Source organism: Flammeovirgaceae bacterium, assembly GCA_015180985.1.
In the GTDB taxonomy this organism is placed as follows: Bacteria; Bacteroidota; Bacteroidia; order Cytophagales; family Cyclobacteriaceae; genus UBA2336.
The window spans coordinates 2,219,794-2,232,209 of record CP054185.1 but is presented as its reverse complement, the minus strand read 5'-3'; the positions used below and the strand labels follow the sequence as shown (position 1 = coordinate 2,232,209).

General features: G+C 41.6%; 14 protein-coding genes. All 14 read right to left on the bottom strand.

Annotated features, from left to right (window positions below; genetic code table 11):
• Positions 1-6: 6 nt before the first annotated feature.
• The 14 genes from HRU69_10460 to HRU69_10395 all read right to left on the bottom strand — a co-directional run bounded on the left by HRU69_10460 (position 7) and on the right by HRU69_10395 (position 12,416).
• Complete coding sequence (locus HRU69_10460) at positions 7-630, bottom strand: acetyltransferase (GenBank protein ID QOI97878.1); 624 nt, start codon at positions 628-630, stop codon at positions 7-9.
• On the bottom strand, positions 623-1,237 hold the full coding sequence (locus tag HRU69_10455; GenBank protein ID QOI97877.1) for an acetyltransferase: 615 nt from the start codon (positions 1,235-1,237) through the stop codon (positions 623-625). The genes HRU69_10460 and HRU69_10455 overlap by 8 nt, the downstream gene beginning before the upstream one ends.
• A gap of 11 nt (positions 1,238-1,248) precedes the next feature.
• Entirely contained in the window at positions 1,249-1,854 is a 606-nt protein-coding gene (locus HRU69_10450) for a sugar transferase (GenBank protein ID QOI98898.1), read from the bottom strand.
• Between the two features lie 10 nt (positions 1,855-1,864).
• Positions 1,865-3,022 (bottom strand): glycosyltransferase family 4 protein, encoded by a 1,158-nt coding sequence (locus tag HRU69_10445; protein QOI97876.1) that lies wholly within the window; start codon positions 3,020-3,022, stop codon positions 1,865-1,867.
• On the bottom strand, positions 3,003-4,052 hold the full coding sequence (locus tag HRU69_10440; protein ID QOI97875.1) for a polysaccharide deacetylase family protein: 1,050 nt from the start codon (positions 4,050-4,052) through the stop codon (positions 3,003-3,005). The genes HRU69_10445 and HRU69_10440 overlap by 20 nt, the downstream gene beginning before the upstream one ends.
• A 76-nt stretch (positions 4,053-4,128) precedes the next feature.
• Positions 4,129-5,394, bottom strand: coding sequence for a hypothetical protein (locus HRU69_10435; GenBank protein QOI97874.1), 1,266 nt, complete (start codon positions 5,392-5,394; stop codon positions 4,129-4,131).
• On the bottom strand, positions 5,358-6,266 hold the full coding sequence (locus HRU69_10430) for a GNAT family N-acetyltransferase (GenBank protein QOI97873.1): 909 nt from the start codon (positions 6,264-6,266) through the stop codon (positions 5,358-5,360). The genes HRU69_10435 and HRU69_10430 overlap by 37 nt, the downstream gene beginning before the upstream one ends.
• Positions 6,267-6,307: 41 nt before the next feature.
• Entirely contained in the window at positions 6,308-7,360 is a 1,053-nt protein-coding gene (locus HRU69_10425; GenBank protein ID QOI98897.1) for a glycosyltransferase, read from the bottom strand.
• A 163-nt stretch (positions 7,361-7,523) separates the two neighbouring features.
• Positions 7,524-8,621: a glycosyltransferase gene (locus tag HRU69_10420; GenBank protein ID QOI97872.1), complete on the bottom strand. Its 1,098-nt coding sequence runs from the start codon at positions 8,619-8,621 to the stop codon at positions 7,524-7,526.
• Positions 8,618-9,262 (bottom strand): class I SAM-dependent methyltransferase, encoded by a 645-nt coding sequence (locus HRU69_10415; protein ID QOI97871.1) that lies wholly within the window; start codon positions 9,260-9,262, stop codon positions 8,618-8,620. The genes HRU69_10420 and HRU69_10415 overlap by 4 nt, the downstream gene beginning before the upstream one ends.
• A gap of 72 nt (positions 9,263-9,334) precedes the next feature.
• Positions 9,335-10,249, bottom strand: a complete 915-nt coding sequence (locus tag HRU69_10410; protein ID QOI97870.1) for a glycosyltransferase — start codon at positions 10,247-10,249, stop codon at positions 9,335-9,337.
• A complete protein-coding gene (locus tag HRU69_10405) occupies positions 10,246-10,998 on the bottom strand; it encodes a class I SAM-dependent methyltransferase (protein QOI97869.1) in 753 nt (250 codons plus the stop codon). The genes HRU69_10410 and HRU69_10405 overlap by 4 nt, the downstream gene beginning before the upstream one ends.
• A gap of 9 nt (positions 10,999-11,007) precedes the next feature.
• On the bottom strand, positions 11,008-11,454 hold the full coding sequence (locus HRU69_10400; protein ID QOI97868.1) for a GNAT family N-acetyltransferase: 447 nt from the start codon (positions 11,452-11,454) through the stop codon (positions 11,008-11,010).
• A 5-nt stretch (positions 11,455-11,459) separates the two neighbouring features.
• Positions 11,460-12,416: a hypothetical protein gene (locus tag HRU69_10395; protein ID QOI97867.1), complete on the bottom strand. Its 957-nt coding sequence runs from the start codon at positions 12,414-12,416 to the stop codon at positions 11,460-11,462.

The following is a 12,416-nucleotide window of genomic DNA, read 5'->3' as shown; positions in this document are numbered from 1 at the left end:
AACTGTTTAATTAATTGGTTTGGCCGGCACTCCAACCACTGTTTTACCCGCAGGTACATTTTGTGTAACAACTGCCCCGGCACCAACAGTTGCATTATCGTCTATCTGAACACCGTTCAGAATATTTGCCCCTGAACCAATCAGTACATTATTACCAATTACAACATTGCCAGCAATATTTACACCCGGCATAATAGATGAGCAGTCGCCAATTCTTACATCATGACCTATTGTACAATTTAGATTAAGCAGAACATGCCGGCCAATTTCGACATCCGTAGTTACTACAACTCCCGCTGTAAGAACACAGCCCGTCCCGATTTTAACCCGGTCAACATCCTGAATAATTACAGAGGGATGTTTAAGGATGGGAAAGGTTACATCTAAGCCAGCCAGGCGAACCAGTATAGTTGATTTAAGTTTTGGAGAGCCTATAGCAAGAACAAGATTCAGGTCTTTAATCTTCTTTAATCTATCAAACCCGCCCAGTACGGGTACTCCATTAATCACGGTGCTCCCTGGCACCCCATCATCGAAAAAACCCATCACCTGCCATTCCGGCAAAGCATCAACCAGCGATTTAATCTCCCGCCCAAGACCACCCGCGCCATATAAGACCAGGTTATTCATTAATACAGTTAAGAATTTTTGCTGGATTTCCGGCAACAACAACACCATCGGGTATATTTTTGGTCACCACCGAGCCTGCTCCAATAACCGACCACGAACCAATTTTGATTCCAGGTAAGACGGTGCTGCCTGCTCCGACCAATGTTCCTTCACCTACCTGAACAGTGCCACAAAGCACACAACCCGGAGCAAGATGCACGTAGTTATCAATCAAGCAATCATGGTCAACCCGGGCACCTGTATTAACAATAACATGGTTCCCTATACGGGTTTGTGCTTGTATGATAACACCATGTAAAACCATTGAACCATTACCAATTTCTGCAAACGGAGAAACTATCGCGGTCGAGTGAATAAGCCTGGCAAAATTATGTTTTGTTTTAGCTGCAACTTCCTTCCTGATTTTATTATTACCTATAGCCACTATTACCAAGGCATCCGTTTCAAAACCAGGATCATATTTGCCCAACTGTGGTATGCCAAACAAATGGCCATTGTACTTAGGGTCAAACAACGCAAGAACCTCTGATTTATCCGATAACAAAGCATCCAGCACAACTCTAGCATGTTCGCCTCCGCCTTGTAAAATTATTTTCTTCTCGGCCATAGCAGTCTGATTCAATTGTTACCCTTGAATTTCTCCATTGTGTCGGATGTACCACTTCCAATACCTTCCGATTTTAAAACTTTGATAATTGTCATTGCCAGGATTTTCAAATCTAACCAAAAGGATTGATGATCGACATACCAAACATCGTAGTTGAATCGGTCGGGCCATACCACTCTGTTTCTCCCATGCACCTGTGCCCAGCCGGTTATACCGGGTTTAACTTTATGCCGCCTTCGTTGCGAAGCATTATACAAGGGCAAATATTCTGTCAGTAAAGGACGTGGCCCGACAATTGACATATCGCCCAAAAGGACATTAACTAATTGAGGTAACTCATCAATGGAGGTTTTCCTTACCCATTTACCGAGTGAAGTCAGCCGATATTCATCAGGCAATGGAACACCCGAAGCATCCACGGCATCGTGCATCGTTTTGAATTTAATCAGCTTGAATATTCGCTCATCCTTTCCGGGTCGTTCCTGCACAAACCACACTTTCCCTTTGTTGGCAATTGCTAATGCCGAAATAACAACCAACATAACAGGGCTTGTTATTAATAAGATAATTAAAGCGGCTATTTTGTCGAAAAATGGCTTTACAAAAATGACATACATCATAAAAAGTTCACTTATTGCCCAGCAGATATTTGTATTCTTTCAACAAATTATCCCAGACCAACCTTTGTTCAAAGTGTTGGACTACAAATTCCCTTGCCCTTACGCCAAATTGATGCCAGAGGCCTGAGGAGTTTATAAAGTCTGTCATCCGCTTAATCAGTGCATCCACATTCTTTACTGGAACAACAATGCCGGTTACCTGATGCTGAATGATTTCGTTACAACCATTGATATCCGAAACAATGCAGGGCAACTCCAGACAGGCTGCCTGCATTACCACGTTGGGAAATCCTTCTCTGTAGCTTGGAAATACAAATACATCCATGGCAATCATCCAAGGCCGTACATCTGTTTGATAACCAACTAAAAAAACATTGTTAGCCGAATCAATGTATCTCCTGTCAACTTCGTCTAACGGATCCAAGTCAACCTCCATCTGCCCAACTAAAAGAAGATAGAGCTTATTCCGGTTGTTATTTAAATTCCGAAAAGCAGCTATTAATTCTTTCAATCCTTTATCTCTTACAATCCTTCCCACAAATCCGAAAACCATTCCATTAGGATCAACATTCAACTGCTCCCTGATCTTTTTTGCTTCCCTTTCTAATTCCGGTGTTTTACTGAAGTACCGTGCATCAATGCCGTTGCTGCTGCCATGGCCGATGATTTTCATTTTTGAATCTTGAACTTTGAATTGCAAGTTGATGTAATCCATCAATCCTTTAGAATTAGGATAGATTTTGTGCGCACAACAATAGGTTACTCTCTCTGACAAGTATAATAACCATCGTTTTGCTCCCTTAGCCTCCATCAACGGCAACCCGGCAACCGTGTGCATGCGAACGGGCACGCGACAAATCAAGGCGGCCATCATACCCAACAATCCGGCTTTGGGCGTGTGGGTATGAACGATTGTCGGATTAAAACGGATAATAATCCAGACAAGTTGTAGAAGCGCAATAAGATCGGTAAAAGGAGTTATTCTGCGTGTAAATAAAACAGAACGATGGTTAATGCCTGCTTTTATAATATTTTCAACCTGTATGCCCTTACTACTCACAGCGAGCACGTCAAACCCATGGTGTTGCATGTATTCAAGCTGACCCTTCAGTAACACATGAAGGGACTCAGGAACGGTAGTTATTCTAAGCAATTTGATTCGCATGTAATGCCATTACCATCTCTGTCAACTCACCCATTGTCATGGAAGCCATACCAAATTCACGCCTGCAATAATCATATCCGGCAAGAATTTTTTCTAATCCCCTTAAACTCTCTTCCGGATAATTGCCAAAATTATGTGGATGCCACCATAAATGATATATCTCATTTTTCCGGGCAGCGTACTTCAACTCAGTCAACACTCGATTTATTTTCATTTCATTAAGAAATAATTCTTCTGGACGGTAGGGCCGTAATAGCCTGCTGGCCGGAATACAGATAGGAAAACCGAAACGAACCTTGAGCGCAGAGATCGGATAGGTGTTCTTGTTCCCAATTGGAAAATAAGCATCCATACCCCTCGTTAACCGTTTCCATTTACCCTCATCCAGTGTACTGTCAATTTTCCAGAACCAATCAGATGGATTTGACCTCACGCTGTTAAATCCTGCTTCAAAACATATCTTCAGGTATGCATCATTGAATTGGTTCCGGGGAAATACCAGTGAACGTAGTTTAACTCCATAAGCCGAAGCAGCTTTTTGGGCAGACATCAAATCTTCACGGAATTGAGCCAGTGTCTGACCTTCTTCATTACAATAAAAATGAGCAAATGTATGTGACCCTAACTCCTGGTGTGGCGTTTTGAGAATTTGCAGAACAAGTGAATGTGCATAATGAAACGGATCCTCTTCTTCATTGTTACCTATCCCCACGTGGTCAATGTAATGATAGGCTGACAACGTATTAAGACTGTACCCTGGTTTTAGTGCAGGAAAATTTCCTTCGAGTTGCTGCCGATTCGTATGCATTAACATTCCTACTCCGGCCCATGTAACATGCACTCCATATTTTTCAAACAATTCAAGCATACGGGGTATTACGTTTCGGGTATTGAGAAAATATTTCTCATAGCTACCAGTGGTCGGTAGCCGGTTACCAGCAACCGATAACTGACGACCCCGCAAGGGCCATTTCTCAAAGCCACCCCAATGTAGTTCAAAGTCAAGTGATATGGTGAATATCCCCTTCATTCCTAATAGTAAGATGTACGTATCCTCCGATGTCCCGAGCCTTATGCCTCTCGTCTTACATCATACGTCTGATGTCTTAAGTCTTAAGCCTTATGTCTAACGTCTGAGTCAACTCAAGTTTTTGCTTCCTGCTAGCTATCAATTTTTTACGTTGAGTTATCAGTTTCATCTCAACTATTTTTCGTTCATCCATGTATTTCAGAATAACAAATAGCATAAGTATCATAACCTGGCTTTTTTGCCGCATGGCAAGGCCGAGGTTGCCGCTGATTTGAGCCAATGCGGCCGACACACCTGCAAAAGTTAACAGACAGGTTTTTACAAAGGCATCCGCTCTGAACAGGTAAGCAAGTGCTTTGGGCTGTAGTAATCGCATAAAGAAAACCAGGTAAAACAGGTTTTCAAAACTCACTATCCATCCTAGTGCTCCCGGTGCATCAAAAAAGAGGGGTCTGAACCAAAATGCAAAAAGTTTTTCCGGAAATGAATAGTTGGTAATATCAATACCGGAAGTTGCTTTGGTAAGTTCCCGGGCCCGGTGAGATATTAGCGGATCAAGCATAGAGTCATCTTCAAGACCGGTTAGTTTAATCACATCAAGGTAAATGGCATTTAAGAGAAATCCTGCTATGATCAGTATAATTACCCGATAACCAAAAGCTACCCCCCGAGTCGAAAAGGTGTAACCCAAGCCCAGCGCAATTAGCACAACATAAAAAATGTGGGGTCTGATTTGAAAGATAATCCAACCGCCCAATAGCAAAGCCCAAAAACGCATGCCGGGTCTGTTCAATCCGTAAAAAAACATTCCAAATCCCAAGAAGATTAATGATCCTTTGCCAAGTGAAGAAGACCAGAAGTGCAGATTGGGTAGCAGCAAAAGAATTAGTATTCCGTTAAATCCAAAAAGTCGAGGACGGGTTTTAATCCTTTCGGAAAAGAAAATATAGAAAAAAACAAAGCCCAGATATCCAAACCATGAAAACAATACCATGCTGCCCTCATAGTTAAGGCCAAGCCGATTAACAAGGAAGAAGGCTATAAAATCAATAAAGGATGTGCTCACTCCGAAGTAATCGAACCAGACGTCTCCCAGAAACTTCGTATTTGCCTTAAAATAATACCCCTTTGAATCGGATGGATTCCCTAAGGCATATGCGTAATAAGCAATGGCAAGCAGAGAATGATAGAGAAACAGAATAAGCAGGAAACGTTTATTTAATGAAGGATGCTGCTGACTGCTGGCCCCCAAAAACAAATAGGTAAGCAGCAGTGTCAAGAGCCAGATAATAATTCCTAGTAGCATTAAAACACCTCCATGTCCCCAAGCGAAGGTTTCCAAACACCGAAAGATAATGGTTTATCTATGTTTAATGAATGTATAGTTACCACAGGACCGACTTTCATTGAAATAAAGCCTGGCAATATTTGCTCACCTGCATAGGTTATCAGACAGGGGCCGACTTGTTTTACAGCAGGCATCAGAACTGCATCAAACTGTTTTTTTGTTATTGCATTTGGCGTTATCATATTAACTACCCTAAACTCTGTACCTAACCTGATTGGTTTTATCCTGAATATAATATACAAGCCGACCTTCTCGTTACCAGCCATGTAGTACCGCACATTCGGATTAGACCCATAACGCCAATGAAAAAATCCAGGTTTATGATGGGTTACCATAACATTGCTTGATGACAAGTACTGTAACCGATTTACTGCCTCTTCGTTCCATCTAAACTGTTCTTCAAAATCTGACGCTGTCCTGGTTAACAATCTGAACACAGGTCGGAAATTAATGTTTAGTCGCCCTAATGCACTCCAGCCCATCTTTAAATAACCGGGTTTACTGTTTGTATTGGGTGTGTTGAAAATAAAATCAATACCTTCCTCACGACATTGATGCACCAAGTCAAGCGTAAGTTTCTTAAATATACCCTTGCCCTGATGTTCTGGATGTGTTGCTGTATCAACTGCCCGTACAGTCTTGTAAATTTTGTCGCCCTGTTTCCATTCCCAGCGAATAAAAGCTCGCACTCCAATCAACTTATCACCCTCTATGGCCAGTAAGACAGGCGATTTACCAAAAGGATTCTCAAGATGCTTCCAACGCCAGAATGCCTCGGATTTAGGCATCCGTGATTCACCAAGGCTGAGTTTTAGTAACTCAACTATCGCGGGAATGTCACCCTCCTGTGCTGGCCGGATTTCCATTTCTGAATTACCTATGTAATTAACTCTTAACCTTAAAACCACTAAGTTAACGACCTGTATAAATCTTCCAATTCCCACACCATTCGTTTTAAATTAAAGGCTTCTGTTACTCGTGCTCGGGCAGCTTTACTTAATGCTATTCGTTTTTCGTCATTAGCAGCTAACTGCTCAATCACTTCTATGAGGTCTTTCCAGTCCTCCACAGGTACTACAATACCATCTTTGTGGTTACAAACAATCTGTTTAACTCCTCCGGCATTCGTGGTGGCAATAGCACATTGCATGCTCATGGCTTCCAGTAAGGCAACAGGCAAACCTTCAAATACCGAGGTCATCATAAAAATATCCATTGCTGAATACCACGGCTTAACATCTGTTTGCAAACCGGGCATCACAACTTTCTTATCAAGGTTCAGCCGCCTGCGATGCTCCAACAACTCTTCTTTCAATGGGCCGTCTCCAACCATGATCCCATACAGGTTAGGATTATCCTGTGAAACCTGGTAAAAAACATCAAGCCACTCTTTTAACCGCTTTTGAAAACGGAATACTGCCAGGGTTCCTATTACAATAGCATTGTTAGGTATGCCTAAGCGCTCCCGCGTCAACCGTCTTGCTGTTTCATCCCGCTGAAAAAATTCCGTATTGACGCCATTGGGAATTTCTGCAACCCGGATGTGCGGTTTAATATTCCTTTGAATCGATTCCGTTACATCGCCCGAGACGCCCACAGCCATTGTTTGCCAGTTGAAGGTTAACCTGTTCATGCAGCGTGTAACAAAGTGATATCGTTCCTGCTTATTATGCTCTGTATATACAACCGGTATTCCTATTTGACGGTGAATGATTCTTCCTACAAAGCCTGCCCACGGCAGATGGCAATGTATCAGTACGATATTGTGTTGCACAATGTACTTTTTAACCTGGTTAACATTTCTGATGATCTGAATATTGTTAGCGGCATCGAGGCAAGTTACTTTTCCACCTGCCTGCTTAAGCGCATCCACCATCTGGTTTTTCCAGGGTAAAAAGTAGATATAATGAAATTCAAATATATTCTGATCATGCAGTTTCAGGGTTTCCTGCAACAGCATCTCTGCTCCGCCCCTGCCCAGGGATTTGATGAGATGAAGGACTTTAATTTTTTGTTGCACAGAAAAGTTTTCAGCCTTTATACAAGAATAAATTTTTTCTGATTTCCCAGATCACTTCCTCATAAATTATTTCAAATAGCAGTTAGCCCAAATCTGCAGTCTGCTACATCCTCTCCACCACTTCCTTATAAACTTTCTCAAATCGTTTTGCGATCACCCGGTTATCAAAATCATTAACAACCATATTAAATGCATTATCTGTTATCCGTTCAACGTTACTTCCTTCCAAGACTTCCACTACGGCTTCAATAAAACCGGCCTCATCGTTTTTCTCTACCAACCAGCCGGTTTCCTGCGGCTTCACCACCTCGCTGATACCGCCAACATTATAAGCCACTACGGGAATTCTGCAATACATGGCTTCAAGGACTACCCCGGGCAAACCTTCAATTAAACTTGGCAACACAAGCATATGCGCAGTAGCCATAATTGAAAGCACCTCGCTGCGATAGCCTGCTACCAAAACACGGTCTGTTAATGCCATATTTTTGATCTGCTCTTCAACTTCAGGCCGGAGTTTGCCATCACCTATAAGAATAACTTTTACATCTTTTCCCTGAGCAACAAGCTTTTGTATAACCCGTAAAAGTCCCTTATGATTCTTCTCAGGAACAAAACTGGCTACGTGGACCAATACCTTGCCGGATGAAAGGAACTGAACCAAATCATGAGGTAAAGATTGACTTACCGGCTCCAGGTTTAACCCGATAGGAACTGTGGTTACCTTGCGTGATGGGTAACCATAGGTTTTTATAAAATCCATTCGGCATAATTCGCTCACCGATATAACCTGATCAACCTGCCTTACCAAAAACCTGTTAAACAAAACCTTAGGTACGGACGTAACAAAATCACTGACTTTGTTAGCATTACGAAAAATGATTTTTGCCTTCCACCCAAAAAATAATTTTGAGATCACGGCAAACTTTAACGTATCTCCGGCATTAGCTTGCACAACATCGGGTTGAAAGTTACAGACTTGTTCAGATAATAACCTCCATCCAAAAAAATCCCAAAATCGTTTACTCAATGGCCTGTTCAGTGAAAAATGTTTACCGGTAAACGGCAATTCAGCATCGCCCGGAAAAAGACTGACCAGCAATACGTCATGTCCGGTTGCGGTCAGGTGATTGCTCAATTGGCTGGCAAAAATCTCAGCTCCGCGGAGTTGTTTTTTTTGAATTAGCTGGATGATTTTCAAAATGCTTTAATCTTAGCCACCACATACAATGTATTCCAGGCTACCCGATCGGGCAACAGTAACGCACGCAATGAAAGCAACATTCTCCTAAGCCAATTGAATGTCTCATGCTTCAGGTATCCAACCTCAACAACTTCAAATCCTTTGCGCTCAAGTAACGTAGCGATGGTTGTTTCGCAAAACCAACAAGTATGCTCCACGTTTACCTTAAGCCCTCCGGTGGCGGCATAAATAAAATTGCTTACTCGCAGGGCATTGGGTGTAGTAATCAGCAGTACCCCATCCTCAGTCAGGTGTTCCTTTACAGATTCTAAAAACCCACCCGGGTTATCCAGATGTTCAATCAACTCTCCAGCATGTATCAAGTTAAACTTTCTATCCAAACTAAAGTTTTGGGCATTACCCTGGCATACAGCATACCCCATCCTACGGATTTCCTCAACACTGTCATTATCTAAATCAAGACCATAAACCGACCGGGCTACAGATACAATATTTTTATGCATCCAGTCATCCTTTTGGTAGCCTACGGCACACCCAATATCCAGCACATCTTTTCCATTAAAAAACTTTTTAAGTTGCTGAAAACGAGTAGACTTTGTACTCTTAACCCAACTTGGCTGAAGAAACGAGGTTGGCATAAAAAAATGAATCAGTTAAAATTAAGCAATGAAAACGCTACTTTCATCTGTCGTCTGAACAAGAAATAAGGCTCACTTCGGCACCAGGGGAGCCTTCATACCAAACAAGTTTCTGACTAATCTGAATACTCTTCGAATGGTTTTGATAGTAAGCCACTCCGCACGACCCAGCCAAGCGGGTACCAGTACCTTGAATGGATTTGAGTAAAACCCTTCCAAAAGAATTTTACGATAGTACCCTTGTGCATATTCGGGTCTGCCAATACGTGCATAGTATTGCCAAAGCCAAAAATAAGATAACAACAAAGTCATCTTCTTTTTATCCTCATTCTGAAGAGACCACGAACCACCTGCATGCATACGATAAGCCGAGGGCTTAATGTCCTTCAGAAATTTCGCCTTGCCATAATTACCCAACAGCGAACAAAGAAAGTTATCACCCGTTGGAGACTTGTAAAATTCCTCTGGAAACTCTGTAATTACATTACGGTAGCACAACGAAAGAGTTGACATTACTCTGCCCATGATAAGTTCCTCCCTGGTTAAATCACGGTTATGCACAAATGAATTTTTTGACTTCCGCACTTCGTTTCCATTGGCATCTACAACCATAACCGAGTGGAAGCACGCAACATAATCCGGGTTGGATTCTAGAAAATCAACCTGCTTCTGCAACTTAAGTGGATCAGTCCAATAGTCGTCTCCTTCGCATAATGTAATATATCTGGATCGTGGAGTAGTTACCAAATCTATCCAGTTTAACATGGCTCCTTTATTCTTTGATTGCAGAAGTAATTTAATTTTGTCAGAATGGCGATTTTTATATTCCTTCAATATTTCCTGAGTTCCGTCTGTTGAACAATCATCAGCAATAATTAACTCCCATGGAAAATTTGTTTGCTGCATCAGAATGCCTTCAATGGATTGACGAATGTACCTTATCTGATTATAGGTTATCAAGCATGCAGAAACCAATGGTTCATTCATCTATTATCTCCTTTCTCACAAAGCAAAAATATACTAGAACACAAATCTGGGTAAATTTGCCCGAGCTGATAGCAACCCTCCAGGTACTCCTTTGAAATAATATCCGTATTCAGCAATCGATCCCATTGAAAGTTGGCAAGGGCTTTAAAGAAAATACCGGACCTTTGCACAACTTTTAAGCCAGCTGCCCTGGCATCCCGCTCTAACGTATCAAGCGTATAGGTAATACGGTGTCCATGTTCCTTTTCAGCTGGTGTTATGGCACTATTATGCGAAATCAATCCCATTTTTACCGCTATCTGTCTTGAGGGCGCATTTGCATTAGGGCAAACCAAAAATAACCTACCGGTATCTGTTAACCATTCATTGTTAACACGCTTCATCACCCTCACCGGGTCATCAAGGTGTTCAAGAACATGGGTTAAAATTATATTCTCATATTTTACAGGAAGCCTTACCTCTTCGAATAAAGCGTGTACAAACTTAAGGTGATCGCCAAATTCGGCTTTTGCCTGACTAATAGCCTCACCGGAAGCCTCAACACACGTTATATCGGAAAAATATGGAAGTAATCTCCGCGTAAAGTCACCTTTAAAACTGCCTAATTCCAAAACATTACCAGGCTTAAAAAAAGGCTCAAATGAACGCACCATAAACGGATGCATAACGTCAAAATCAAAGTTATAGGCATACCGGTGATCCTTCGTGTCTTTTATTTCCTTATCGTAATCCCGTTCTATTTGCGGCATTTTGCAATGTCAGTTTAGTTTAAGCGCCAATTTATAAGATTCATCCGTTGTATCCTCTATCTTTTTAAAGCCAAGGTCTTTATATAAGTTAACCGCGGGTTGGTTGTTTACACTTACTTCAAGTTGCAGCTGTTCAAAAGACATTTGGCTAGCCCTTTTAATGCTCCTCATAACTAGTTTCTTTGCTAATCCTTTGCCTGTATGGACAGGCTCAACGCTAACATTGGTCACATAAGCAACTTTACGGGTATTGTCATTTAAATAAACAGCTACAAGCCCAATCAGTCTGTCATTAAACCACGCCTCAAACCGTACGGCTCCATTCATAATCTTTTCGGTATAAAGCTTAATATCTACCCGCGAATTCAAAGCAGGGATAAATGATCTGTTACATTTTACTAAATGTTCATACACTTCATCTTTGCCTGCACGATTTTCAGTAAACTCGTAATCCATTTTAGTCAATTCTCGTCCAACACAGCCAATCCAAAACCGTACTTACCAAATTCGTTTCCATTGTAGAGGAGGTAAGTTCTACCTTGCCATTCAAACAAATTAGGATAACACATCATATCCGAATCCCAACTGTTTTCAGTAACCGGCAAGTTCAACAAATCATCATTTCGATCCCAGTTAATTAAATCGGTAGACATTGCATAACCCAATCGGTAAGATTTTGTCTTATCTGTTCTAAAACCCCTAACATGCCTGAAACAAAATACCATGTGATAATTTCCATTTTGCCGAATAACCGTGGGTAGTGCCTGGCACTCATCTGCATTAATCACATCCTTAATTATTGCTCTTCCCTCCCTCATAAAATTAATACCATCATCTGATACTGCATACCCAATTTTATAAACTCTTTCAGCGGATTCACCTGCATCAAACTGCACCCATTTAGTGCCAAATATATACCACATATGGTATCGGTTACTGTACTTCCTAACGAACGAATCGCCAACAAGAAAAGGTTCATGTAAAGATGAACTCATTATAGGACCATCACCCAATCGATTGAAAGTAATGCCACCGTCCGTACTTATTGCCAATCCGGTTGATGTTTCAACAGACACCGATACCCGTCTACTCCAGCCACAAGTATAGGCTAAAATTCGCTGACCATCATGTAATGGGCTAAACGGAAAAATTCCGTGTTCATCAAAGGCACCGAGTTTACCTGGTTCAAGTACGGGTTCAGAACTTATCTGCAAAATCTTTTTAAACTCTTTATCAAAGTCAGCAAACAGAATGTGGCTGGTAAATTTGCCTTGTTGATCCTTCTTTCGAATAGAAAAATAGATCCTCACCCGGTCAACGAGCGGAAGTGCCTGAGGCGATTGAGCATATCCTGCATAGTCGTTCAAACTAGGATGATCAAAGGGATTAAAAATTCTACCGATTTTCTTCCATTTCAT

Bases quoted from the DNA above. Each gene is read 5' to 3' on its own strand.
- HRU69_10460 (QOI97878.1), bottom strand. From the start codon at position 630: ATGAATAACCTGGTCTTATATGGCGCGGGTGGTCTTGGGCGGGAGATT.
- HRU69_10455 (QOI97877.1), bottom strand. From the start codon at position 1,237: ATGGCCGAGAAGAAAATAATTTTACAAGGCGGAGGCGAACATGCTAGA.
- HRU69_10450 (QOI98898.1), bottom strand. From the start codon at position 1,854: ATGTATGTCATTTTTGTAAAGCCATTTTTCGACAAAATAGCCGCTTTA.
- HRU69_10445 (QOI97876.1), bottom strand. From the start codon at position 3,022: ATGCGAATCAAATTGCTTAGAATAACTACCGTTCCTGAGTCCCTTCAT.
- HRU69_10440 (QOI97875.1), bottom strand. From the start codon at position 4,052: ATGAAGGGGATATTCACCATATCACTTGACTTTGAACTACATTGGGGT.
- HRU69_10430 (QOI97873.1), bottom strand. From the start codon at position 6,266: ATGGAAATCCGGCCAGCACAGGAGGGTGACATTCCCGCGATAGTTGAG.
- HRU69_10425 (QOI98897.1), bottom strand. From the start codon at position 7,360: ATGCTGTTGCAGGAAACCCTGAAACTGCATGATCAGAATATATTTGAA.
- HRU69_10415 (QOI97871.1), bottom strand. From the start codon at position 9,262: ATGCCAACCTCGTTTCTTCAGCCAAGTTGGGTTAAGAGTACAAAGTCT.
- HRU69_10410 (QOI97870.1), bottom strand. From the start codon at position 10,249: ATGAATGAACCATTGGTTTCTGCATGCTTGATAACCTATAATCAGATA.
- HRU69_10405 (QOI97869.1), bottom strand. From the start codon at position 10,998: ATGCCGCAAATAGAACGGGATTACGATAAGGAAATAAAAGACACGAAG.
- HRU69_10400 (QOI97868.1), bottom strand. From the start codon at position 11,454: ATGGATTACGAGTTTACTGAAAATCGTGCAGGCAAAGATGAAGTGTAT.
- HRU69_10395 (QOI97867.1), bottom strand. From the start codon at position 12,416: ATGAAATGGAAGAAAATCGGTAGAATTTTTAATCCCTTTGATCATCCT.